Source organism: Pedobacter aquatilis (assembly GCF_032678405.1).
Classification (GTDB): Bacteria; Bacteroidota; Bacteroidia; order Sphingobacteriales; family Sphingobacteriaceae; genus Pedobacter; species Pedobacter aquatilis_A.
Genome location: NZ_JAVTSJ010000004.1, coordinates 416,641 through 442,815, shown reverse-complemented (window position 1 = coordinate 442,815; position 26,175 = coordinate 416,641). Strand labels below are relative to the sequence as shown.

At 40.6% G+C, this 26,175-nt stretch carries 14 protein-coding genes; 2 read left to right on the top strand and 12 right to left on the bottom strand.

Annotated elements, in window-relative coordinates:
* Positions 1 to 12: 12 nt before the first annotated feature.
* Positions 13 to 1,443: an SDR family oxidoreductase gene (locus R2R71_RS13335; protein ID WP_316831768.1), complete on the top strand. Its 1,431-nt coding sequence runs from the start codon at positions 13 to 15 to the stop codon at positions 1,441 to 1,443.
* A 319-nt stretch (positions 1,444 to 1,762) separates the two neighbouring features.
* Here the strand turns inward: R2R71_RS13335 and R2R71_RS13330 are convergent, their stop codons facing one another.
* The 11 genes from R2R71_RS13330 to R2R71_RS13280 form a co-directional block, all read right to left on the bottom strand.
* Positions 1,763 to 2,053, bottom strand: coding sequence for a hypothetical protein (locus R2R71_RS13330; RefSeq protein ID WP_316831767.1), 291 nt, complete (start codon positions 2,051 to 2,053; stop codon positions 1,763 to 1,765).
* 198 nt (positions 2,054 to 2,251) lie between these two features.
* Positions 2,252 to 3,856, bottom strand: coding sequence for a beta-N-acetylhexosaminidase (locus R2R71_RS13325; protein WP_316831766.1), 1,605 nt, complete (start codon positions 3,854 to 3,856; stop codon positions 2,252 to 2,254).
* The gene (locus R2R71_RS13320) at positions 3,856 to 5,244 is read right to left on the bottom strand and encodes an alpha-L-fucosidase (RefSeq protein WP_316831765.1); all 1,389 of its coding nucleotides are present in this window, start codon (positions 5,242 to 5,244) and stop codon (positions 3,856 to 3,858) included. Before R2R71_RS13320 ends, R2R71_RS13325 begins: the two co-directional genes overlap by 1 nt.
* A gap of 187 nt (positions 5,245 to 5,431) precedes the next feature.
* On the bottom strand, positions 5,432 to 6,697 hold the full coding sequence (locus tag R2R71_RS13315; protein ID WP_316831764.1) for a DUF2264 domain-containing protein: 1,266 nt from the start codon (positions 6,695 to 6,697) through the stop codon (positions 5,432 to 5,434).
* Positions 6,698 to 6,699: 2 nt separating this feature from the next.
* Complete coding sequence (locus tag R2R71_RS13310; protein ID WP_316831763.1) at positions 6,700 to 7,881, bottom strand: glycoside hydrolase family 88 protein; 1,182 nt, start codon at positions 7,879 to 7,881, stop codon at positions 6,700 to 6,702.
* Positions 7,882 to 8,125: 244 nt separating this feature from the next.
* Positions 8,126 to 9,619, bottom strand: coding sequence for an alpha-L-fucosidase (locus R2R71_RS13305; RefSeq protein ID WP_316831762.1), 1,494 nt, complete (start codon positions 9,617 to 9,619; stop codon positions 8,126 to 8,128).
* Positions 9,620 to 9,785: 166 nt separating this feature from the next.
* Positions 9,786 to 11,582, bottom strand: coding sequence for a RagB/SusD family nutrient uptake outer membrane protein (locus tag R2R71_RS13300; RefSeq protein ID WP_316831761.1), 1,797 nt, complete (start codon positions 11,580 to 11,582; stop codon positions 9,786 to 9,788).
* A gap of 17 nt (positions 11,583 to 11,599) precedes the next feature.
* A complete protein-coding gene (locus tag R2R71_RS13295; protein WP_316831760.1) occupies positions 11,600 to 14,725 on the bottom strand; it encodes a TonB-dependent receptor in 3,126 nt (1,041 codons plus the stop codon).
* A 17-nt stretch (positions 14,726 to 14,742) separates the two neighbouring features.
* Entirely contained in the window at positions 14,743 to 16,494 is a 1,752-nt protein-coding gene (locus tag R2R71_RS13290) for a RagB/SusD family nutrient uptake outer membrane protein (protein WP_316831759.1), read from the bottom strand.
* 10 nt (positions 16,495 to 16,504) lie between these two features.
* Positions 16,505 to 19,345 (bottom strand): SusC/RagA family TonB-linked outer membrane protein, encoded by a 2,841-nt coding sequence (locus tag R2R71_RS13285; RefSeq protein ID WP_316831758.1) that lies wholly within the window; start codon positions 19,343 to 19,345, stop codon positions 16,505 to 16,507.
* A 15-nt stretch (positions 19,346 to 19,360) separates the two neighbouring features.
* Positions 19,361 to 19,840, bottom strand: a complete 480-nt coding sequence (locus tag R2R71_RS13280) for a CHRD domain-containing protein (RefSeq protein WP_316831757.1) — start codon at positions 19,838 to 19,840, stop codon at positions 19,361 to 19,363.
* Between the two features lie 331 nt (positions 19,841 to 20,171).
* On the opposite strand from R2R71_RS13280, the gene R2R71_RS13275 reads away from it, so the two are divergent.
* On the top strand, positions 20,172 to 24,215 hold the full coding sequence (locus R2R71_RS13275; protein ID WP_316831756.1) for a two-component regulator propeller domain-containing protein: 4,044 nt from the start codon (positions 20,172 to 20,174) through the stop codon (positions 24,213 to 24,215).
* A gap of 323 nt (positions 24,216 to 24,538) precedes the next feature.
* Here the strand turns inward: R2R71_RS13275 and R2R71_RS13270 are convergent, their stop codons facing one another.
* Positions 24,539 to 25,684, bottom strand: coding sequence for an alpha-hydroxy acid oxidase (locus tag R2R71_RS13270; RefSeq protein ID WP_316831755.1), 1,146 nt, complete (start codon positions 25,682 to 25,684; stop codon positions 24,539 to 24,541).
* Positions 25,685 to 26,175: the final 491 nt, after the last annotated feature.

The following is a 26,175-nucleotide window of genomic DNA, read 5'->3' as shown; positions in this document are numbered from 1 at the left end:
TGTTGGGTAAGTATGAAGATTCTATTGACTGGAGCTACCGGGTATATCGGCAGGCGACTGATGCCGGTTTTGATTGAAATGGGCCATACGCTGGTGTGTTTAGTCCGGGATAAAGCGCGGCTGGATATTTCGGCCTTTAAACCGGGAAAGGTGGAAGTGGTGGAAGCGGATCTACTCAAGACCAGTTCGCTGGCTGCTTTGCCATTAGATATTGACGCGGCTTATTATCTGGTGCATTCGATGAGTACCGGGGGAGATTTTAGTAAAAGTGAACTCGAATCTGCTAAGAATTTTGTGTCTTTTCTGGACGGGAGTTCCTGCAGGCAGTTGATTTACCTCTCGGGGATTATTAACGAAAGCAAATTAAGCAAACACCTGGAAAGCCGTAAGGCGGTAGAAGAGCAATTGAATTCCTCAACAGTGCCCCTAACGGTATTGCGGGCAGGAATTATCATCGGCTCAGGAAGTTCTTCTTTTGAGATTATCAGGGACTTGGTGGAAAAGCTGCCCGTGATGGTTGCCCCGAAATGGTTAGAAACAAGGTGCCAGCCTATAGCCATCCGAAACGTAATGGAATTTTTGACCGGGGTGCTCGATAAGCAGGATACTTTTGGGAAGCATTATGATATCTATGGTCCGGATTTATTGACCTATAAGCAAATGCTCGAGCAATTTGCGCTAGTTAGGGGACTTAAGCGCAAAATCATTATTGTACCGGTTTTTACGCCCAGGCTATCCTCCTATTGGCTTTATTTTGTGACTTCGACTACTTACTCGCTGGCCAGAAATTTAGTGGATAGTATGAAGGTGGATGTGGTGCCGGAGCAGAATGCTCTGCATGATGAGCTGGGCATTTCACTGATTCCTTACAAAAAGGCAATTGGGATGGCTTTTGAAAAGATTGAACAGAACCTGGTGCTCTCCCGGTGGGATGATGCGGGCGATAACCGGATCTTTGCTAAAGGATTATCAGCGCACATTGAAGTGCCCAAATTTGGGGTATTTCAGGATAAGCAAGCCATCGAGGCGAGTGATGTGGAGCTGGCGCTGGACAGGATTTTTGCGATTGGTGGGAAAAATGGTTGGTATTATGCAGACTGGCTTTGGGGCTTTAGGGGATTTCTGGATAGGTTATTTGGTGGCGTGGGTTTGCGACGGGGCCGCAAAAATGCAGCGCAATTATCCGCCGGCGAAGCGCTGGACTTTTGGCGGGTGATTTTATCTTCCCGGCAGCAGCGCAGGTTGTTGCTTTATGCAGAAATGAAGCTTCCTGGTGAGGCCTGGCTGGAGTTTTGTATCGATGAAGAAAATGTGGTGCACCAAACCGCTACATTCCGTCCACTTGGGATCAGTGGCCGTTTGTATTGGATAGCGATGCTCCCCTTCCATTATTTTATTTTTAAAGGGATGCTATCCAAGATTGTTGCCAAAAAGGAGAAATGAAAAAAGGCATAGATTTGCATCTATACCCTTTATCTAATTAACGCTCTCAGGAGCTAAGATAAAAAATATTTTTAAAACTGATTGGGGATTTCAGGCATAGTGGTTCTTCCCCAATTTTGGTGGTTTTGTATTCTGAAAATTCTCATTTACTAAACAGACAGAATGGCTATTATGGTGCATACACAGTTATTTTCACATTCAAAAAAGTTAATGATTTCCTTTTGACTTGGAAAAACAAAATCATTTTAATGGATAATTATTAGCCTCCATATGTGCATTTGAGGGCTGTTAAATACATCTATTGTATTGATTAATAAAATTATTGACCACCAAAATTGGGGAAGAACCGCATAGTAGCCACCGGATTCCGGTCCAAAGTGTGCAGCCGGGTTTTGTCTCCGGCATGGGGATAAATATAATTTAATTTCGGACAATTTGGCGATCCTTTTGATCCATTTCCAACATATGCATAAGGCGCCATGTTTGCAGATATTTCAGATTTGGTTAAGCTTTGTCCATCTGCGGTTGCAAATGTAGTATCGTTGGATGCACCATTGTAGGTAGCCCCTATACCTGCCCACGCTAAATTAAATGCATCGTTGCTGCTCATTCCATATTTGTTGATCATATATGGCGCAATGTCCTTAACAAAGTTACCAGTTTAATTTGAGTTATAAAATGAAACCCAATTGGTTAATCAGCGTGAAATCAAAGATTTTCTTGATCACCAAAGATGAATGTGGAGTTTTGTCGATCCATAAAAAAGAAGGATTGGGCGTTTTCTGATGATTTACCGTCATTTAATTCTTTAATCCTTAAAATTCTGAATCATTTTACTTTTACCTACCGGCTCACTGGTTTGTGGTGGATTAAATGGATTGTAAAAATTTAATCCTGCCTTCTTGTACCAAGGTAAATGTATTTTTAGTCTGTCCAAAAAATCTTCATCGTTTTTATTTCTCGGGTTAGACCAGGCTCGCTCAGCTAAGGCAGCAATCCTGGGAAACAACAGATAATCTAGGCGCTGCTCACTCTGAGCGGTTTCCGTCCATAAATTTGCCTGAATACCCAAGATATTCTTTAAGCTGTTGGGATTGGTTACGAGTTTAGTTATGTCAAAGTGATAGACGGATAATATATCATTGTATTTTTTATCCCATTTACGACCGTACCTGTGCGTACTATCCTGAACAAAATCAAAATAAAATGGTAAACGTGGGCAAAGCACGGTCTTATAACCTTTATCCAATGATTGATTTAGCTGATCTGGTTTATCATGCCGCCACCAAAAAATGATAGTCTTGTCTACCGGCAAATCAGCACTTAGTGCCTCATCCCAAGCCGACACCTTACTATTGAGGGCAAAAACCGAATCTGCCATACGCCTCATAAAATATTTTTCAACCCCCTGATCGGTATTCAATTTCATCTGTTTTTTAAGTGAAAGAATAGCGGTATCAGTATGCCATTTGTCGGTACCATAGCTTACCTCATCGCCACCTATGTGAAGTATATTAGCAGGAAAGAGTAGCTGGGTTTCCTTTAATATATCAGTTAAGTATTGATAAGTCTGCGGCTTACCAGGATTGAAGGTAAATTCAGGATGTTCCTTTGACCCGCCGCCTGAATATTCGGGGTATGCAGCATTTGCAGCTGTAGCGTGCCCTGGCATATCTATTTCAGGAATAACCTCAATAAACCGCGCTTTAGCATAGCTGACAATTTCTTTGATCTGATCCTGCCTATAATACTGGGCAGGTAAAAAAGCATCTGTAAAAGAACCAATCCCACCCACTAAGGTAAGCTTTGGATATTTTTTAATTTCAATACGCCAGGCTGGTTCATCAGTTAAATGCCAGTGTAAACGGTTTAGCTTATAAAGCGCCATCCAGTCTATGAGCTGCTTTATTTTATTTATACCAAAAAAATGTCTGGATTCATCGAGCATTAAACCACGCCAGTGGTAAAGCGGTTCATCATTAATTTCCTGCACTTGCAGTTTTGTGTTTTCATTATTAGCATTCGCTTTTACTAATTGTAATAAAGATTGAATGCCATTGAATACACCATTTGGTGTCTGGGCTGTAATTAAAATTTGTTGCGGTTTAATAGAAAGCTTGTATGCTTCCGGATTTTTACTTTCCGCTTTTTTGTCCAGAGCCAAAATTATTGAAGCTTTTTGGCTACCCCTCTGAATGAAGTTTATTTTTTTCAAATCGAATAAGCCTTGCCTTAAGTAATTAACCTGATCTATCAGGTTTTCATTAGGTGTAAAAATTGTCGCTTGTGCGTTAAGCGTAAATGTACTTGTCCCTAAAACCAGATGTTTAGGCATTGGCATAATCACTTCTGATTTTTGTGACCAAACAAGACAGCAATTTGAAACGATAAGACAAGTCAATATGAACTTCATTATAATTGTATTTTTAAAACATAAATCGGTATTGCATTTACTTTTCTGTAGTCTTTAGGCAATTGTCCTTTCAAACCTGCACTCGTTAATTCAAATTTCACCTTTTCCTTCGAACCCAAAAGTGAAATATCTTTGATAACCGTATTGGAAGATTTCAGGGGACTTATAACAAAAGTATCTGCCTTCCAGCTCCTAAGAAAGGTATACAGTACATTCCCCTTGGATGTAAAATAAATATCCGGGCTTAACTCCGTTGGCGTTCCATCAAACTCTGCGTCTTTAAGCTCACTTTTGTTCTTATCAATATCTTTATTTAAAGCATCATCATCAGGTTTTTCAGAAGCAACCTGCCAGGGTTTCGTACCAGTAATCGCCTCTCCATTAACGCTCATCCAACCCGCTATTCCTTTTAAACTATTTACGCCATATTCGGGTAGCTTCCCATTGCCCATTGGTCCGATATTCAGCAACAGGTTTCCATCATGAGCGACTATGTTGATCAAATTTCTTATCAGCATTTCATTACTCTTCCATACCGTATCATACTTACTGTACATCCAATTTTTCCCTATCGTAATACAAGCCTCCCAAGCTTTATCAGATGATTTTGTTAATGATTGCTCTGTAATATTGAAATCACCATAGCCCCCGCCAATTCTATTATTAACAATACATTCGGGCTGCAAATCATAGATCATTTTTCTGAGCTCAGCACTTTGTTTCTTATTGATAAGTTCATAGGTATCGAACCACATAATCGCTACCTTCCCGTAGTTAGTCAATAATTCCTTTACCTGGGGTTTTACTTTACGCTCAAAATATTTATTCAAGTCTTTGGCATCTTCATTAGGATAATCCCAAAGATTGCTTCTTCCACCTTTCGTTGGCCAATTAGTAGGTACGTCCGGATCTTCCCAATCCCTTCCAAGCGAATAGTAGATACCCAGTTTAAGTCCATATTTTCTGCATGCTACAGCCAGTTCAGCTAGTGGTTCCCTTTTAAATTTGGTTTTACTAATGATATTATAATCACTTGATTTCGAATCATACATCGCAAAACCATCATGATGTTTTGCTGTGTAAACGATGTATTTCATTCCGGCCGACTTTGCTAACTTCACCCATGTATCTGCGTTAAATTCAGTTGGGTTAAAGTCATCAGCTATTTTAGCATACTCCTTCAAAGGAATACGCTCATGCAGCATAAAATGTTCACCACCCTTTGCAGGCCTGCCCTTCCACTCTCCTGCCGTCTGGGAATATAGCCCCCAATGCAAAAATAATCCAAACTTGGCTTCTTTAAACCATTTGACATCAGCTACATTTTCTTGTGCAAAAACTGAAGCTGTAGCTACAAAAGCTAAAAAGGTGAAGCACATTTTTTTCATTACCAATAGTTTAAATAAAGTATCTAAATCGAAATAAAATTTTATGAAAACTCATCTCAATAGAATTCCCAACTGCGTATATTAAAGGGGAGATAATATTAATGGATTAATTTCATGCTTTACTATCAAATGTTGGCAATTCATTAAACATAATAATATCTTGCATGGATTTAAAGTTTTTTGACTGCTAATACTCCACGTGATAGTCCTTGGCAAAATGATTCCCGCTCCAGGCACTTTTAGCCGTCCAGTCCATGGCGGGTGCTGACCAAAACTCATCTTGCTCAGGTAAGCCTAGCGGTAAAAATGAAAGTGTTGCCATATAGAGGCTTCCCGTCGATGTATAGTAATCAGCAATTTCAGGATCGTGTCCACAAAAACCTAACTGCAGCCACCCATTTGCATCAAACAATCCCCGGCTTTCGTACATATTCCGTTTCACCTTTGTCAGGGCAGCCCGGACCTGGGCTGGTTTAATTTGCTCAGGAAGTTTTTTCATTAAGGCGATTTGAGCCAATGCCTGAAAAGCACCGGTACGATAAGTAATTGATCTTCCGATTGGAGGAAAAGTACCTTCAGGCGAAATCATTCGTTCCTGTCCCACGGCATAACGCTGCATTCGCTTTAAGGCCAATTCGTATTTGTTTTTGTCAATCTGTTTTTTTTCAAGCAGCACAGCTAGCGTATCCACCATCATTGGATGGATAACAAAAGAATTGTAATAATCAAAAGCGAGCTTAGGGCCATCACCATACCAACCATCACCTTTATACCATGAGTTTAACTTATCTACCCCTTCACTAAGGCGTTTTGAATCCACATCTTCTCCAATTGAGAGTAGAAATGCTTCCGTAATCGAACCAAATATCAACCAATTATTCTCAAAAGGCTTACGTTTTCTTAATGAGCAAAAAGACTCAGTGATAGCTTTTTTTGTCTCTGTTTTCAAAGGCTCCCACAAAGCCTTCGGTGCACGCAGGAAAGCATGAGCCAGGTACGCGCTATCCACAATAGGCTGATAATCCTTCGTAAAATTCAGTGCATCAGCGCTACCAGGAGCAAAACAATTATCCAGTCCCCTTACCGCCTCAGCCCTAAATGCTTTTCTCAAAATACCTTCTTCGCTGCCATCATCCGGTAGGGCAAGCCATGGCGCTATACCTGCATAAGTCCTGCCCACAGCCTCCAGATAAGAAACACTAGGACTTCGGCTATCAAAACTTGGCGAGGTATCCAGGGGCATGTTTTTCTTCAATGTTCCGGCTGCAAGAGCCGAAATCACAGGAGAAGAGATCTTATGCAATAGCTTATACCAGTACTTGCGGTCACTACTGCCGGCATTTAATGATGTTGCGTCCAGATCCTGCTTTCCCTCAGCCCAGGTCTTAATGGGATTAAATGTGCTAATCAAACTCATTAATGTAATTCCTTCTATAAAATTTCGTCTTTTCATATCTATAAGTACCAGCGTTTATATCTTTGTAATGCTTCTAAGTAATAATAATCTGCATAGCTGAGCGGAACATCTACTTCTGATTTTGAAGGGACCGCACCTGCGCTATGCATTAATAGAAACCCACCATTTTCTCCGGCCTTTGCAGTATATTTATCAGATGAGAGCGATTTTATCATTTGTTCTGCCAGCGTAACGTATTTTTTCTTTAGCAACGGGTCGTTATACTGACCAAGCTCCAATAAAGCAGAGGCTATGACTGCAGCTGCAGAAGCATCTCTATAGGTATTTGGAATGCCCGGTGCATCAAAGTCCCAATAAGGGATTTTATCTGCTGGCATATTGGAGTTATTTAAAATGAAAGCTGCGATATGATTTGCCTGATCAAGGTATTTCTTATCCTTCGTCATCCGGTAAAGCATGGTATAACCATATAGTGCCCAGCCTTGCCCTCTGCTCCAGGCTGAACTATCTGCGGCCCCCTGTGCAGTTGCTTTTTTCAAAACCGCCCCAGTCGACATATCATAATCCACTACATGATAGGAACTAAAATCAGCTCGGAAATGATTTTTCATTGTATTATCAGCATGGTTCAAGGCAATTTGCCTGTATTTTTCATCGCCTCCATGCGCAGTAACCCACAGCAGCAATTCAAGATTCATCAGATTATCGATAATTACCGGACCTTTCCAGGTTTTGCTTGAATTCCATGATTGAATAACTTTCGCATATGGACGGTACCTTGTAGCCAAAGAAGCGGCCGCGGTATCAATTGTTGGCTTATAAACGGGATTTTTAAGAATACGATAAGCATTGCCAAAACTGCAAAACATCATAAAACCAAGGTCATGATTACCGGTATAATGCTTTTCTTTCTCTAAAACATTCAGTCTCTTCTTTGCCTCTGCCAAAGTTGAAGTATCTTTGGTATATTCATAAATATAAAGCAATGATCCCGGGAAAAAGCCACTACACCACCACTGGGTATTACTTGTTTCCCATTTATTGCTGGCCGCATAGTAAGTCTTAGGCATTCTATCTGCTGGCGTGTGCTCAGCAAGGACTTTATACTGTTTTTGGGCAAGATGGAATTGTCTGTCAATAATAGATGCCATTTCGCGTTTCTGGGCTTTTGCCTGTGCAACACTAAAAACGAATATTAGTGCTGTAATAAATTTGTTCATATTTCAATAAGGGATATCTATATTTCAAAAATGCGATCTTGAGAATTCTTCACAGGTAGAAAATTGCAAGCAAATGGGTAGAAAAATGAAACTAAATGCAACATTTCCCACACAAGTTCTACGACCCGTGAATTATATTTTTCAGGATTATATCCTAAGGCATTAATCCTTCAAGTTATTAGCATGCCTTTGCTCAAAAGGCATGCTGGTAAAAGGCTTATTACCAAATTAGCCTATAGCAGGCTTATGTTTTAGCATTTCCAAAGCCATTAGCACTACCTTTTTCTGTTTTCAGGTCAATAGCAATAACGAAAGGCTCTTTTACATCAAAATCCTTAGGCAAGCTGATATCGTAATAAACGTTTTTATCGTTGCTCATGCCCATATCTACCTGCTTGATGGTTAGCGTGTTATGATTTAGAAAGGCCATCGCAGGCTTATCCTTGAAGCTGCGCGGAAAAGGAAGACGCAGCAAATTATCTACTGGTTTGTTAAACACGGTCAGGAATAGTTTATCTCCCTTTCTGGTGTAATAACCGAAGTCCGGTTTGGCCAGCCCTGAATACCTGACGCCATAAATCGCATCACCGTTTAACCTGGTCCATTTGCCAAGATCTTTTGCAGTCTGCGACTCCTCTTCTCGGATGTTCCCTTTTCCATCGGGACCAAAATTTACCACAAGATTTCCATTCATTGATACCGCATGAAGCAACATATCTGTGAGATCGTAAGCATTTTTAATATAAGATGATTTCCAATCCGAATTATAGCCCCATTGGTTAGGTGGAATCGTCATCACGCAATCCCAATCTCTTCCTTTCATCACGCCAACACTGTCCGGTAACTTCCGCTCCCAGCCTTGCTCGTAATCACCCATCATTTTACCATTACTATCGAAATGTCTTTTTCCGAACTCATCGGCACGAAAGCGGCTGCCGATAATCAAGCCCGGATGAAGGCTGCGTAATTCTTTTTCCAGATCATCGGCAAACTTACTTTGCTTCACCCAGGCAGCATCCCATGTGCCATCAAACCACAGCCCTTTTGTCTGTGGGTAGTTTTTTAGCAACTCGAGCAGTTGATTTCGGGTAAATTTTAGAAATTCATTATAACTGGCACTGTCGGCAGCATTTTTTGGAGCAGCCGATCTGTAACCTTTATGGTTCCAATCAATGATCGAAAAATATAAGTACACATCAATTCCTGCTTTGGTATAAGCATCAACTACCTGCTTTACGATATCCTTTTTATAGGGCGTATTTTTAATAGTGTAATCCGTGTATTTACTCGGCCATAGGCAAAAACCATCGTGATGCTTGGTTGTAAAAATTACGTATTTAGCCCCCATTTCCTTAGCCTGATATGCCCAGGAGTCAGCATTAAAATCAACTGGATTGAACTGTTTATAAAGCTTATCATAAGTATCTTTCCAATTTTCCGGAGCAGTGTTTCCTGACCAGGAACGGATCCACTCTGCTGCACCATTATAAGTTTTACCCTCCCAATGTCCTCCTGCCAGCGCATAAACTCCCCAGTGGATAAACTGCCCCAGCCCGTAACTGCGCCACCTCGCCATGTCAGCATCTGTCCTGTTGCCGGTCCGGTGCGAGCCATATTTAAGCGGAATACTATCTGTTTTCACCTGCGCCAAGGCAGCGGCTGTCAGTATATATATCAACATGACAATAAGCCCGAACCTAATTCCCAACCACATAAATTTCTCTTGGTATTCTTTCATATTATTATTTAAATTTTAGTTCCTGAACTATTAAAAAGGCTAAGCCGGTACCCTTTAAGGCACCAGGCTATTGCGCATCAAAAAAACCAACTAAAAATCCTCCATCATTCAATTTTTATAAAGGGGGATAATAGCAAATTAAACCCATTTTAAATTAAATTTATTTTTACCAGCCAGGGTTCTGAATCAATAAGCCCTTTGATTTTAAAACTTCTGCCAAAGGAATTGGCACAAAATACATCGCCGGCTTAATAAAAGTTAGGCTAAGGTAATTTTCGCTCGTATAGCTAAACGGATAAGCACTCCCTGCAGGATTCTGTTTACCCCTGGTTAGCTGTAAACTCCCATTTTCAGTGAGTTCAGCAGTTTTCCATCTCCGGGTATCATAATACCAATGTCCTTCTCCGTAAAACTCGACCCTGTATTCATTTCTAATCAAAGTTCTTAACTGGCTTTGCGAAACCCCCACAGCAATACCATATCTTCCATCAGACCCGGGGCTAATTCCGGCCCGGTTCCTGATTTTATTGAGTTCGCTTACCGCTGCCTCTGTTTGCCCCAGCTCATTCAAAGCTTCCGCATAACCCAATATAGCTTCTGCTAAACGAATAACCGGCAATGAACGGTTTACCGTTAAACTGGCAAAAGGTACCCTATCATTACACATTTTCCTGGTATAATAGCCTGTCCTCGTATAGTATTGCTGAATCCCATCACCAACTTTATTATTATTGGCATCTGAATAAATGTTTATCGTAGTTAAAGCAGTAGTTGTTCTACTGGTCATGGTCGCCTGATTATAAACAATTGAATAGTAAAACCTTGGATCACGATTTTTATAGGGGTCTAAGGAATTATAACCCGATCCGCTATCATTTATTAGCTTACCGTTAGCCATCCCGAAAGCATTTACCACATTTTCACTGGGGTTCATATAAGTCAGACTTGAAATTCCTGAAATAGACCAGGGAAACCATGCTGTTTCGAGTTCTTTTGCTCCGGTTAAATTATAAGCAAAAATGAATTCAGAATTTTTACGGCCATCGGTAAACATTCGCCAAAATCCATTACCTGGATAACTCGCGTTACTGTTATCAATCACCAATGTATATTCAGGCAAGTCAAGTACAGCTTTACAAGCATCGGCAGCCTTCTGCCAGAGCGCAGCATCATAACTGGCCGAATACGCAATATATGGCAATACTGCCCCATCTGTACTGGCTGGCTGACCATTAAAAAGGGGACTTGCTGCGGTTATAAGCAGCCTCGCTTTCATCGCCTTACAGGCACCAGAAGTCGCTCTACCATAGTTTATTGCTTCAAGCGTTATTGCAGATGGCAGATCCACTGCTGCCTTATCATACTCAGCAGCAACATAGTCCACACATTCTTTATAGCTATTTCGCTTGTACTCAAATTCAGGAAAATCATCGCTAACCAAATCCCCTACTAATTGAACGCCGCCATAATACCGGAGTAGCATCTGGTAGTAAAATGCCCTTAAGAACCTAGCCTCGGCAATCAGGATTTTCTTTCGTTGCGCGGATATAGGTGAATTAGGTGCATTTGCGATAAATTTATTCGCAGCCCTTATCTTGCGGTACATCAGGCTCCACATTGCAAGTAAGGGATGACTTGAAGAGGTGGAAGTTCCGGTAAGAAAGGCATTCTGTCCGCTATAACCACTCGCTGCATTAGAACTCAAGGTTTCAAAGCTGTCATTCCAATCGCTCGAACCCGGTCCAGCACCTGTTGCGCCACCAATTGTATTTCTATAATGGTGGATATCCAGTCCGGTATTCCAGTAGATGTTATTCAAGAAATTAAAGGTCATCGTACTATCTGAGAATACATTATTTTCTGAAAGTGGCTCAACCTGGGGATCTAAAAAACCTCCCTTTTTACACGCACACATCATCATAATACCAAGTATCGTGATTAGGCTAAATATTTTTGTTTTCATATTTTTCTATTTAACATTTATAATCCAAATTGAATCCCAAAATTCAGCACCCGCTGCTGAGGGTATTCTCCGGCACTCGAAGTCAATGCAGACTCCGGATCGATGAAGGTTGGAAGTTTGGTATAAACCAGACCTAAATTATACCCATTTGCATAAACACGAATATTATTCACATGCAATTTCTTGGCAAATGACGAAGGAAACCTATAGCCTAACTCAAAATTTTTCCAGCGGACAAAATCTCCCTGAACAAACCAAAAAGTGGAAGAAAAGGCACTTGCATCACTAAAGGCATTTTGTGCACTACCGGATAATTCGGGAAAAGTAGCCGAGCCGGCAGTGACTGGTGTCCATCGGTTGGCATTCCAGGGCACAGAAATCCTATCAGGTCTGTTATAAGAAAGTGCACCGCGGGTCATGTTGATGATGTAATCGAAATTCCCCTGAAAGAGTGTGGAGATATCAAACCCTTTATATGAAAAACCGAAACTCAGGCCTCCTGTATAGGCCGGATTATTATTTCCGATATATTGTTTATCATTTGCATCAATTATGCCATCACCGGTAAGGTCCCTCAGTTTTATAGAGCCCAATTGCAGCGTCGACAGCGGTGTTGAAGCTGCTAAACGAGGCGAACTATATAAGTCGGCTAAACTTTCATAAAAGCCATCTGCGGTATATTGGAAGACCGCACCGACCGGTTTTCCGGTCAGCGCTAAACCATCATACAAATAAGCCGGTTCATCACGATAGAGTACTATATTTTTAGCGTAGGTCATATTCCCATTCACAAAGAACTCGAAATTAGCACCAATTTTATCCCTGTATGTTAAGTCTATTTCATAGCCCGTATTATGAACCCTGCCTAAATTATAAGGCGGCAAAGCTGCGCCGAATGTCGCCGGAACCAGTCCAGGGGTTGTGAAAATATCCCTGGTCAGTTTATTAAAATAATCGAATGTCAAAGCTAATTTAGCATTAAAAAACTTGGCATCCATACCGATATCAAAATCCTTTACCGTCATCCATTTCACATTCTCATTAGCCAGTGTAGGTTCGATTATCCCCGAATAGCTCTGAGGGGTCTCACCAAAAACAATACCGCTAGCCCCTGTCGTATAACTCTTCTGATAAACCAGGTTACTCTGCCCGATATTATCATTACCAGTTAAACCATAAGAACCTCTAATTTTTAAGAAATTGATGAATTTTAGATTATCCTTTATTAATTTTTCTTCGCTTAAAATCCATCCCACACTTGCCGCAGGAAACCAGGCAAAACGGTTATTTTTACTAAACCGGTCAGATCCGTTGTAAGCAGCTGTGAAGTCGAGCAAATATTTTTGCTTATAGGCATAACTTGCCTTCCCGGTAAAGCCCTGAATATTATAAGGATCAATTAAGGTAACTGTCGAGGAACCAACCGGCAGAATATTAGTACGTGTTTGATTTAACAGTGCAACAGCGCTTACATTATGATCGCCAAAATCACGGTTATAATTCAAGCCCCCCCGCAAGTTCATACTTCTTTTTGTCAATGAAGTAGAAGACCCTCTGCTTAGTACCCCCATCCGGTATAAATTAGCGGTCGTTGGGTTATACTTTTGTGTTGCCGGATCATAGGTGTAAGCTAGAATTTCATTCGATGCCCTTGTAAGGCTTCTTGTGAAGCTATAATCACCAGTATAAGATACCAGAAGGTTTGCTGAAAGTCCTGGTGTAATAGCATCTAGACGCTGGGTTGCACTGGTCGCCACCGCAATATTATTGCTCGAAGTCCGGTTATACCCAGAGTAGGTCAGGTTGGCTACAGGATTTGGCTTGGTCTGCGAGGATGCTGAACTGGCAATAAGACCATTTGGCCAGTATATAGGATATAAAAACGAGGAAATTTCTCCATTCCATAAATACTGGAAGGTTGTACCACCATTATTCCATGGCTTATCATTAGGTTCGTTCGTGACACCAAAACGCCCGGATAAATCAACTTTAATACTCAGGGTTTTATTAGGCGTAATATCTACATTGGAACGAAAATTATATCTGTTATACAGGTAATTTGAGTTATAGCCCTGATCCTGCGAAAAATCCTTAAATAAACCACCCTGATATAAATAACCCAGATTAACGAAATATTTAACCTTTTCCGTACCGCCTGATATATCGAAATTAATCCTGTTCTGTAAACTTACCTTTTTGATCACCTCATCCCACCAGTTTACATTAGGATAATTATAAGGATCATCATTGATCAAATAATGATTAAGGTTATCTCCTGCGAAAAAGTTACTGTAGGAACTCAGCGGGTTTGTGTAAGTTCCGGCCAATCGCTCACGCAATAAATTTAAAGTTACGTAACCTGAATTGACAACAGGCCGCTGTGTTGGCATTTGGATACCGCTTTCATTTTTGAAATTCAGCATGGGTTTACCACTTTGTCCCCGGCGAGTGGTTATAATAACTACTCCGTTGGCCCCTCTGATACCATAAACGGCAGTCGTGGAAGCATCCTTTAAAATGGTTACATTCTCAACCTCATTCTGGTCTATCGCACTTATCTGGTCTATGCTTACCTCAACATCATCTACGATAATAAGCGGATTTGTTCCCCCGGCATAAGTACTGATGCCACGGATCTGAAATGCAGCACCGTCATTTCCTGGCTGTCCGCTACGCTGTTGGGAAAAGAATCCAGGTAAACGGCCAGCTAAACTGTTCTGTAAACTGGCAGAAGGGCTCTGACGGATTTTATCACCTGAAATAGTACTCACTGCTCCGGTGACCGTTATTTTTTTTGCCGTCTGGCCCACCCCCAACACGACAACTTCCTCAAGACCTTTCGCATCTTCTTTTAAAACAACGCTGATATTTTCTTTGCCTGAAACGTTGATCTCCTGGGATAGAAAACCAACGGATTTAATGATGAGGATGCTTTGGTTACCTCTTAGCTTCAGCTTAAAATTTCCATTTTCATCACTTACTACGCCATTAGTTGTAAATTCCTTTTCAAAAACTGTGGCTGCAGGGATAGGTCCCTTACCATCAGAAACCCGGCCGGTAATTATTTTTCCTGTCTGCGCAATCGCCTTATTACAGATCATAAGCGAAGTGAGCAATATTATTGCATTTATAATTTTTTTCATATGATTCATTTTGAGGTTTACCAGTTTGGATTTTGAACCATGGATTTATTAGCGATCATTTCGTTCAGGGGTATCGGGAACAAATACATTTTATTTTCATCAAACTTTGTCGTCGTCGCATCAACGACAGTATAATTGACAACACCTGCAGTATTGATAGCCTGAACACCATGCAAGATTCCATTAAGTACTGCACCAGCGATCTTCCATCTTCTGATATCCCAGAAGCGGTGCTCTTCGAATGCAAATTCAACCCTTCTTTCATGCCTTATTTTTTCCCTCATCTGCACCTGGCTTAAACCGGTAGCAAGATTGGGCATCCCTACACGGGTTCTGATCGCGTTCACCGCGGCATACACGCTTGCATCAGGCCCTACTGCTTCGTTTTGAGCTTCAGCATAGTTCAACAAGATTTCAGCATATCTTAAAATTGGGAACATATGTGGATAATTTGAATAAGATGTTGAACTGGCATTACTGGTCATAAACTTGCGCATATAATAACCCGTCCTGGTTTCCCCCCTGGTTACCCTGCCATAACCAAAAGGCCTGTCGAGCCCTCCGTCAAAAGTTTCGACATTTCGGTTCAGCCAAAACAGCCCGTTGAACATCACTGTGCCAGCAAGACGGGGATCCCTGTTGTAGTAAGGTTTTGAAGCATCATATCCAGAACCGGATTCTGAAATTAACCGGCCATTTGCCATTTCATATTCATTGACAAGTTCCTGGGTTGGGTTCGTTTTTCCTGCCCCGCTAGCTCTTGTGTAACCTACCGGATCATTGCTCGATTCAACACCGGAATTAATCGAGGCCATGTATGGCAAAATGATCTCGTTATTGCTTATGGTACTGAATATGCTCAGGAACTTATTTACATTAGTGGTGTAAGCACTTAATGCGGTTGATGGAACAAGCGGCGTCAAATTCGCAGTAGTATAATGTGCAGTAGTAGCAGTATTATTCAGGGCGTAAGTGAATTTTGCTGCAGAAACACTGTCCATGACAGCCTTTGCCGCAGCCGCTGCACTTGCCCACTTACTTAAATCGTTATTTGGATTGTTCAAAGGACTGGCTGCATAGAGCAATAACCGGCTTTTCAAGGCTAAAGCCGCTCCACGGCCGAAGCGGCCATAAAAGTTAGCCGTAAATGTTCCGTTTACACTGGCATTTGCCGTTAAAAGATATGGCATTGCTATGTCCAGTTCACTTAGGATATAATCCACACATTGCTGATAGGTATTTCTAGGCACATCAATTGTTTCGCTTGCACCATACACTTTATCACCTATAATAGGCACGCCACCCCATCGCTTGATCAACTCGAAGTAAGACATCGCCCGTAAACAACGTGCTTCAGCTTTCCACCTGTTTTTATACCCTGAAAGATTCAGCGGTACAATGTCTATGTTTGCCAGAAAGACATTCACTTTTCTGATATTTCTGTAATTCTTTGTCCAAACTGTATCAACAATATTTGAAGGGCTAATGCCATTATTACTGAAATACTGTACGGCATCTCCGACTGCACTGGGTATAGCATCATCCGTACCCGCATCCAATATATTTCCATTAATCCTGTTATAACCATTAGGCAGGCCGGCATAGATGTTATTTAAAAATCTTTCTGCATTCACGCCCAAGGAATCAGTTTTATCAAATACGATGTCCTTACCAACAATTTCAAGCGGCGAATCCTCACTAAGCTTTTTGCAACTCCATATTGTCATCAGCATCGCTGTGACCAAACTCATTAATATATATTTTTTCATAAAAAATTTGCTAAAGTGTTAATGATACCCCACCGTTAATTACCCGCTGGTTGGAGAAGCCATTTACAAAGGACTCCGGATCAAAGTCAAGTTTAGACCAAGTAAATAAATTGTAACTGTTCACAAAAAAACGCAGTTTCTGAACTCGAAGCTTAGTGCTGATATGTTTTGAAAAGGTATAGCCTAATTCTAAGTTCTTTAACCTTAGATAATCTGCATTTCTTAACCAAAAAGTAGAGCTTAAACTATTATTTACATTGGTTCCTAAAGTAAGGCGAGGAAGAGTGGCATTTTCCTGATTGACTGGTGTCCATCTATTTTCAGTGGTATAATCCAATACATACCCCGTATTATTATTTAAAGCTAGCATAGCGCTGGTAGATAACAATACCTGTCTATTGGTCACACCTTGAAACAAACCTGTCAAATCAAAGCCTTTAAAATTGAAGGCAAAGCTAAGGCCACCAAAAATGAAGGGCTTAACTGTAGTAATCCTTTTTCTATCCAGTTCAGAAATTACCCCATCCCCATTCAAATCCCGATATTTAATATCACCTGCTAATGGACTGTAACCAAGCAATGTCGGTGTATTGGTTTCATTTTCACCATTTTTGTAAAACCCGATGGCCTCGTATCCAAAAACCCCTTCTGCCTGTCCCGCAGTATACATGTAACTGTTTGGCAAATTCTGCTCTGCAGCATCCAGTACCCTTGTTTTTTGAGCGCTAAGGTTCAGCCCAAGCTTATAACCAAAATTGCCTGTTTTCCCGGTAAAATCTACTGTTCCTTCTATTCCTGAATACCTTTTGCTTCCCAAGTTTTGGGCAGGGTAGGCATTCCCCAAAATACTACTCGTATATGGCCTGAAAATTAACAGGTCATAGTATTTATTGTTGTAATAAGTCAAACCAAAATTGAGTTTGTTCTTTACAAAGGCCGCGTCAAGTCCAAGCTCAAATTTGTTTGCCTTCGCCGCGCCGACACCGGTTGCGGCCAGACTTCCTTCTGTCGCACCGCTGACAGCTGTTGGCCCGGTACCAAAAACATAACCCGTACCTGAGAGTGAATATCTTTGGATGTAGGAGAAATAATCCGATGAATTGGCGCTCGCCGTGAGGCCAAAGGTTGATCTAATCTTAAAGTAGTTTATAAATGAAGGGCTAAACCAGTTTTCCTTTGAAACAATCCATCCTAAGCCAGCTGCTGGCAGATAAAGCCACCTATTATCGCTTGAATATTTATTAAAACTGCTGTAAGCATTTGAAAATTCTGCCAGGTATTTACCATCATAATTATACCTGAGTGAAAGGCCGGCAGTTTTGAATATATTGTTCAACTGGCTAATGACTACATTAGTGTTATCACCATTATAAGTAGCGAGTAGATCTAAATGATGCGCATTGAAATCCTTTTGATAACCAAGCATAAAATTATAATAGGTCTGTTTTACCTGGTTTACCACTATGGATGAACCCGTATTAAGGCCGACATTACCATCAACACCAGATTTCGTGTAAGTGACCGTATTGCCATTTACCGTTGGGTAGGATATAGAATAGGTTTTGGTTTTTAGAATACTCTCATTATAATAATTATTAATGGAGAGCGATGCCTGAGCCCAAAGGCCTTGAGCGATATCATCGAGTTTATATTTCAGGCCAACATCAGAGGTCAAAGTACGACCTGTCGTTAAAATGTACCCTGAATTAATTGTACTGGCCAGGATATTGTTTGTAATTGCAGCTGTTCCCCCATAACTGCCATCAGGATTTTTTACTGCGTAGGCTAAAGGAGAAGTTGCATATATTGAATTCATAATGCCTGTAGCAGCAGTCAATGACAAATTCGACGCCGAGATCGCCCCTCCAGGTTGATTGTTGTTTTCTATTGAACCGAAAATTTTTAAGCTTAGCGAAATATCATCGTTAAAATTTATTTCCGCATTTGTCCTTAAAGCATAGCGCTTATAATAATTATTAGTGTTATAGGTATTTTTACTATCCGTGACAAAATTACCATCCGAGGCGAAATGCTCTAGACTACCATAATATTTGAAAGCCTTAGAATTACCGGCTATCCCTAAATTATATCGCTTTTGTGCACTATTCTTCTTATACACCAAATCATACCAATTATTGTTTGGCTGTAAGAAAGGATTATTACTATTATTATCATAGGCACTGATCAGTGCATCGCTGTAGAGCGGAACAGAATTAGGATTTGTATTTTTTTGTGCTTCATTGTAAATCCTTGCATAAGCGCCAGCTGTAATAAAATTAGGAACAAAAAGGTTTTGCAATTTACCATATTCTGCAGAAAAATTTATCGACAAGGGTAAATAGGCCGAACGCTTCTTGGTTGTAATATAAACAATACCTCCCGCTGAGCGCATTCCATACATGGAAGTAGATAAAGCATCCTTTAATACTGTAATAGATTCCACATCGGCAGGATTGAAACTCGTGAAGTCCCTGACCACCCCGTCAACTACAATAAGGGGTGTCTGTCCCCTAAGGGTGAGTGAGGTTGCATCATATCCAGTGCGGGCTGATGATTGCAGTGTAAATAATCCGGTTAATCTTCCGGCAAGTGTATTTGAAATATTGGCAACAGGCGTCGTATTTATCTCTTCAGCATATATCGCAGATGCTCCCCCTACCAGGTTTGCTTTTTTAATAACGCCATGCCAGCTACCGACCTCAGCATTTAGAAAGGTACCAGAATCAAATTTTTTAATGATGCTGCTATCTATAGCTATTGAGTCCTTTTTTTGTCCATAAACCAAAGCAGGAAACATGCATAATAATCCTAAGATTGATTTAAGGCTGATAAATGTATATTTTTTCTTCATAATTTACAGCTATGGTTAGTATGATGTTAATTGTCCCCGGACTAATCCACTGGCTTGTTGTGCAGACGATATCTGCAGATACACAGTCTTTGTATTCAGTTCCGAAATAATTGAAGCAGAAAGATCAACTGCTCCCTTGACTTCCCTATTGGCATCAAACGCGCTGTTGTTCAGATTAATCAGAACAGTACCTGCAGTCCCTGCCACACCTGTATAAATTACCGCCTGACCTGGTGTATCGGAATTGTTTAAAGGTTTATCGAAATAGATGTAATAATGGAGTTTATTATCTGTCATTAAATAGAAGACAGCTACTGCATGATCGGTTCGTCCACTGATTGCCGGTACGATGCTTGCAGGCGTCAGTTCTACTGACTTCCATTGTCTCAGCGTGTAAATGTCTGATGTGGGTTCCTCCTTCTTACAGGAAAAGAACGACGTGGTTATTCCTATGCAGACAAGCATAAGCCACCTAGTCAATAAGTTACATTTCATTAGTTATTGGTTAATAGTTGTTAGTTCCAGCGCTCATCGGATAAGCTGCAGAAATTTGGTTAGTTATCGGCCTTTACCCATCAGGTTTCTCATTTGCCATACTTACGCACAGTAAAACGGATAGCCATTCTGTAAGAGCCATAGTACCCGGTTATCGGACACTAACCAAAACTGAACTTTTCGACAGAAAAAAAAGATGAATATTGTAAATGAATGGGTAGAAAATTCGATAGATCGATCTAATTATAAGAAAATAAGCTACTATTACTCATTAATGAGCTAATTTGGGATAAGTTTTCAAGTGATTATTTTTTTAACTTGTCTGGTAATAATGGGCAGTCTCAAAAACATTAAACTAACCTTCCTTATATTATTATTTATCTTATCAAAAAGGGTAGATGCACAGCAAAGCATAAGTTTTTCAAGCTTGACTGTAGAGAATGGGCTTTCCCAGAATTCTGTCATGTCCATCGCCCAGGATAGTACCGGATTTATGTGGCTTGGAACACGGCAGGGTTTAAACCGATATGATGGCTATCGGTTTAAGATTTATAAAAATGATCCAAAAGATCCGGCTAGTATTTTCCCTGGAGAAGTAACTAGCCTGTTGACAGATCATAAAGGAAGGCTTTGGGTTGGAACCAGCGGAGGATTGAATCTATATGACAGTAGTTTGGATAATTTTAAGCCTATCAAGGGTTTAAGTAGCAATAACGTAGAGATAATTTTCCAGGACAGTGATAAAAATATATGGATAGGGACCCATAGCGGATTAAATCTTTTATCCTATCAGCATGGAAAAATAAAAATTAAAACCTTCTTTTTCACATCAAATCACAAGGACCCGGTCAATTATATCAATGCTATTTTTCAGGATAGGCAATCCAACATCTGGCTGGGGACAGAGAATGGCTTAATATGTATAAACCCTGATGCTGGAAAATATGCACATACAAAAATAAGACTATTGCCCCCGATAAGCATCACAGCTATAACCCAGGACGCAGCAGATAACATCTGGGTGGGTTCAATAAACGGCTTGTTCAAAATTGACAAGGCTTTGAAAAGCTGTAAAACCTTCCGACATAATAACGAGCTGGAACACTCACTGATCCATAACGACATTCGTGAGCTAAAAATGGCCAGTAACGGAAAAATCTGGATAGGCACCCAGGATGGACTTAGTATTATGGATCCCAGACGGGAAAGCTTTGAGAACTACCAGCATGACCCGCTAATTAATACAACCATCAGCCATAACTCTATACATAACTTATTTGTTGACCGTAACCAAAATACCTGGATTGGTACCTATTATGGCGGCGTGAATGTGGTAAGCCCCATCAACACACAATTTAAAGTCTATAGAAATAGCCGTATCGTATCCAGCATTTCTGGAAATGTTATAAGCTCCATTGTTGAAGACGATCATCAAAATCTCTGGATTGGAACAGAAGGTGGCGGATTAAACTATTATGACCGCCAGGCAAACCGGTTCAAAGCCTATAAAAACAATCCTGACGATAGCACCAGTATTTCTTCAAACCTGATAAAAATTATCCATAAAGCATCCCCGCTGAACGATAAACTCATCGTGGGCACTCATCGCGGCGGCCTTCACATCTTTGATCCTGAAAGTGGCGTCTTCAAACGTGTAAAAAACATCCGCAGCAGCAGCGGTACAATTGGAACAGCTGAAATCGTTGCCCTGGAAGTAGACAGGCAGGATAAAATCTGGATAGGGTCATATGATGGCCTCAGTTATCTAGAAAAACGATTCAATGGAAATTATCCTTTACAAACCAGTAAGAGTCCGCTGGAAAAATATCTCCGGACAAAAGCAATCACTTGCCTGTTTGAAGACAGGAATGAAAATCTATGGATTGGCACCCCCGCCGGATTATTCTGTTATGATTTTAAAGCCCAAAAACCACGCTCCTTTGGAAAATCTCTTGGTTATCTTCCTGAATTTCAATCCGAGTACATTAACTACATTAGCGAAAATGCCGCCGGAGACATTCTTATAGGAACCTACTTTACAGGACTACATATTTACAATATCAATAAAAATAAAACCAGAAACTTTCAGCTCAAAAATGGCCTGATCAATAACAATGTTCTGGGCGTGCTTGAAGATAACAACAGAAATCTCTGGATCAGCACGGCCAATGGTCTGTCCGAGCTCAATCCGCTGAACGGAAGATTTCGAAACTACACTAAAAGTGATGGCTTGGCGGGTAATGAATTCAATGCCAGGTCTTCATTCAAAGATAGCGAGGGACAATTATTTTTTGGCGGCATCAATGGGCTGACCTCTTTTTTCCCTAAAGACATTGGGCAAAATAACTTTCACTCGCCTCTTGTCTTGAGTGGCCTGAAACTTTTCAATCAATCCGTGTCGGTCAATGATAAGAGTAAAATACTTAAACAAGACATCAACAATACAGAAACACTTACCTTCAACCATGAGCAGAACCATTTTACCATTGAATTTGCCCTCTTGAATTATATCAAATCAGATAAGAACAAATACAGTTATAAACTGCAAGATTATGACAAGTCATGGATAACCAGCGATATCCCCAGTGCAACTTATACCAATTTACAAGGCGGCAGCTATATTTTTCACCTTAAAGCTTTTAACAATGATGGCACCCCTGGCAAGCAAGCTTTAAGCTTAAAAATTAAGATCCTGCCAGCACCCTGGCTAAGCTGGTGGGCTTACCTGTTATACTTCCTGGTATCAGCTTGTATTTTGTTTCTAACGCTCCGCTATTTTTTCACTAAAGCAATGCTGAAGAAAACGCAAGAAATCCAGCAGATTAAACTGCAGTTCTTCACCAATGTATCCCACGAAATAAGGACGCCGCTTACCTTAATAGGAGCGCCCCTGGAGTCGCTACTCGAAGAGACCAAGGACAAGCCCGAGCTGAATCTTCAGATCAGACCCATCAAGGAAAATGCCGACCGGCTGATGCGGCTTGTTAATGAACTTATGGATTTCCGTAAAATTGAGACCGGCAACTTTAAACTTCAGCTATCCAAGGGTGAACTGATTGCTTTTAGTATCGAAATTTTCAACGCATTTAAAAGCTTAGCAGAAAGCAGAAATATAGATTATAGCTTTTCGAGCGATTGCAGTAGCCAGGAAATATACTTTGATAAATCCCAAATGGAAAAAGTTTTTTTTAACCTACTCTCCAACGCATTTAAATTCACAAAAGATGGTGGACAGATCAGTTTTAAGATAAAAACCGATGAGCAATACAGCTGCATAACCATCACCGATAACGGCGTTGGTATTCCTCAGGAAAACCGCGATAAATTATTTAGCGACTTTTTTCAGATTCACAACTTTGAATCCAACCACATAGGATCAGGGATAGGCCTGGCTTATTCAAAAAGCATTGTCTTAGCTCATGAAGGGGAAATCCTGGTTGAAAGCACACCGGCCCGCAATGGTAAGGATGGTTATACTTCTTTTCTAGTAAAACTTAAATCTTCCCAAAATTGGACCAGTAAGCATCAACATCCATCCATTAGTCATCATCCCAGCCTTAAAGCGTATGATTTAACTCCGTCCCGCCCACTAACTAATCAATCTAAGGAAAAAACTTGTGAAGAGACCATATTAATTATTGACGATAATCAGCAAATTCAGGCACTCCTATCTACTCTTTTGGCCGATCAATATGAAATACTATTAGCTGAAAACGGACTGATCGGATGGACGCTTGCAACAGAGCATCTTCCTGATCTAATTATCTGTGATGTCATGATGCCTGTTTTGGACGGTCTTGAACTAACCCAAAAACTAAAACAGGATGAAAGAACCTCCCATATCCCCATTATTCTGCTAACAGCACGCGCTGCTGAAGATCACCAGATCGATGGCCTGGAATCAGGGGCAGATAGTTATATCAGCAAACCTTTCAGTACTGCTCTGTTGAAACTAAATATCCGTAACCTGCTACAGTCGAGGGTAAATATGAGAAAAAAGTTTAACAGCGAGGCAAACCTTCAATCTTTAAACATAGCAGTAAGTCCAATTGATAACACTTTTATGGCAAAAACTGTAGCATGTATTGAAAAACGTATGGCTGATCAGGATTTCGGTGTTCGGGAACTTGCCAGTGAATTAGGGATGAGCGCCCCGGTATTTTATAAGAAAATCCGTGCAATAACAGAATTATCCGTTAACGACTTTATCAAATCAGTTAAATTAAAAAGGGCATTAACCTTACTGGAAAATGAAACCTATGCTATATCGGAAATAGCCTATCTGGTTGGTTTTAATGACCCAAAATATTTTAGCAGGGAGTTTAAAAAGCAATTTGGTTATAGTCCAAAAGATTTTAAAAAGAATAAAAAATAGCTTGATTCTCTTGATGGTTTCCTCACATCGTCATTACTGCCGTTATTGAAAAAATAATCGACCAAGGTAGCCACTCGTTTAACTTACTATAAATAAAGATGGATAATCTTTATTTTAAGGAGAAGTAAATGGATAAAAGGCAAATTATCAGCAATATGATTCTTCTACTGCCGATAATTTGCAAACCACAATTCTTCCTGTAGGTTAAATTGCCAACAACATTTAGGAAATTTTTACAAAAAGGCACAAGATCTACCGTAAAATATCTTTGTAATTAAGTCGATTACATCGCATTCATTTGCGACACAGTATTTCTTGAACGCTCAAGTTGCGAGATGTCCTGGTAGGTCTTGAACCCTCCTGCAACCAAGCTGATCCATTACCTGTTTGAGCTGGACTTTTAATATTTCTATGGTGTGGTTTCCGCCTTTAGTACCTAAAGCGCCAACCCCATACATAAAGGTTCTTCCTAAGAAAGTAAATTCTGCTCCAGCAGCAATACTTCTCGCGATATCTGGCCCAGATCTAATGCCACTATCCATCATCACTGTCAGCTTATTCTTGAATTTTGGTACAATCTCACTTAAGGGTTTTATGGAGGATTGTCCTGCATCAAGTTGTCTACCGCCATGATTGGATACGATAATACCATCCAAACCTAGATTTAAAGCCATCTGGGCATCCTGCTCGCTTGCAACACCTTTAAGTACGATTTTGCCTTTCCATCTATCTCGTATTGCAGCAATTCTCTGTTCATTTAATCTTCCTGAAAAGGTCTTATTCATAAATAAACCCAGCTGTCTCATACTTAAGCCAGCTGGCATATATGGCTTTAAAGTCTTGAACGAGGGCTGCCCATGGAGTAAGGTTTGGAGCGCCCAATTTGGCCGAGTTGCTATCTGTAGCATATTTTTCAGGGACATTTTAGGTGGCATCGCCAGTCCATTTCTAATATCTCGGGGACGGTAACCAAAGCTGGGAACGTCACAAAGTAAAACCAGGACCTTACATCCCGATGCTTCCGCCCTTCTCAATAAATCGTCTTTTATCACCTCTTCTGCCGGATGATATAACTGATACCATGCTTTTCCTTCAGTTAGCTCCATAATCCGCTCAATTGAGGCGGTGCTTACCGTGCTTAGCACAAAGGGAATGTTTTGTTTGAGCGCTGCTTTAGCTAGAATTTCAGGTGCGTTGGGCCATATAAGTCCTTGCAGTCCGACTGGTGCGATTCCAAACGGGGCATCATATTCATGGCCAAATAGCGCTGTTTTCAACGAAGACTCCTTGAAGTTCCTGAGGTAGAAAGGTAATAATTCGATTGCCCTGATGTCTTCAGTATTGCGAACTAAATTAACATCTTCATTGCAACCACCATCAAGGTATTCAAATGCAAATTTTGGTAAGCGAGCCCGCGATTTCTTTCTCAAGTCATCAATTGAAGGGTATTTTGTGTTGTATTTTATCATACCTATTTTTATCTAAAAGCAAGTTGGATAATTCATGATTTCATCCGTATAAGATAAAATCCAGCTGCACCCAATAGACCTAGCATAATCCAGGCATAGTTATCCAGTGAGCACTGAACAATATCCAAACGGGCTATATAGCCGCATCGTCCAATACCACTGACGGTAACTTTGCAATTTTTAATATTCGAAGGTGAAGGACTGATGTTATAACACCTTGACCCTATATTCCCCGAAGTTGAACTATTGTTATAGATATACACCGTATTACTGGCTCCACTCGGCGAACAGCCTGAAGCGGAATAAGTCTCGCTAGTACCCGCCGGCGTTTCATAGACTGGAAAATCTGTCCGAATCGCATAATCAACCCCGGTGATTACGCAACCAGAATAACTCTGTGCAAAGCTCACCGAAGAAAATGCAAAAAAAAGAAGGATACATAAGATGTTGTATTTTGATATCATAATCATATAAAAGGCTTATGGATTGAG

What these genes read in the sequence shown, in the direction of transcription:
- R2R71_RS13335 (WP_316831768.1), top strand. Translation starts at nt 13, where the DNA reads ATGAAGATTCTATTGACTGGAGCTACCGGGTATATCGGCAGGCGACTG.
- R2R71_RS13330 (WP_316831767.1), bottom strand. Translation starts at nt 2,053, where the DNA reads ATGAGCAGCAACGATGCATTTAATTTAGCGTGGGCAGGTATAGGGGCT.
- R2R71_RS13325 (WP_316831766.1), bottom strand. Translation starts at nt 3,856, where the DNA reads ATGAAGTTCATATTGACTTGTCTTATCGTTTCAAATTGCTGTCTTGTT.
- R2R71_RS13320 (WP_316831765.1), bottom strand. Translation starts at nt 5,244, where the DNA reads ATGAAAAAAATGTGCTTCACCTTTTTAGCTTTTGTAGCTACAGCTTCA.
- R2R71_RS13315 (WP_316831764.1), bottom strand. Translation starts at nt 6,697, where the DNA reads ATGAAAAGACGAAATTTTATAGAAGGAATTACATTAATGAGTTTGATT.
- R2R71_RS13310 (WP_316831763.1), bottom strand. Translation starts at nt 7,881, where the DNA reads ATGAACAAATTTATTACAGCACTAATATTCGTTTTTAGTGTTGCACAG.
- R2R71_RS13305 (WP_316831762.1), bottom strand. Translation starts at nt 9,619, where the DNA reads ATGAAAGAATACCAAGAGAAATTTATGTGGTTGGGAATTAGGTTCGGG.
- R2R71_RS13300 (WP_316831761.1), bottom strand. Translation starts at nt 11,582, where the DNA reads ATGAAAACAAAAATATTTAGCCTAATCACGATACTTGGTATTATGATG.
- R2R71_RS13295 (WP_316831760.1), bottom strand. Translation starts at nt 14,725, where the DNA reads ATGAAAAAAATTATAAATGCAATAATATTGCTCACTTCGCTTATGATC.
- R2R71_RS13290 (WP_316831759.1), bottom strand. Translation starts at nt 16,494, where the DNA reads ATGAAAAAATATATATTAATGAGTTTGGTCACAGCGATGCTGATGACA.
- R2R71_RS13285 (WP_316831758.1), bottom strand. Translation starts at nt 19,345, where the DNA reads ATGAAGAAAAAATATACATTTATCAGCCTTAAATCAATCTTAGGATTA.
- R2R71_RS13280 (WP_316831757.1), bottom strand. Translation starts at nt 19,840, where the DNA reads ATGAAATGTAACTTATTGACTAGGTGGCTTATGCTTGTCTGCATAGGA.
- R2R71_RS13275 (WP_316831756.1), top strand. Translation starts at nt 20,172, where the DNA reads ATGGGCAGTCTCAAAAACATTAAACTAACCTTCCTTATATTATTATTT.
- R2R71_RS13270 (WP_316831755.1), bottom strand. Translation starts at nt 25,684, where the DNA reads ATGATAAAATACAACACAAAATACCCTTCAATTGATGACTTGAGAAAG.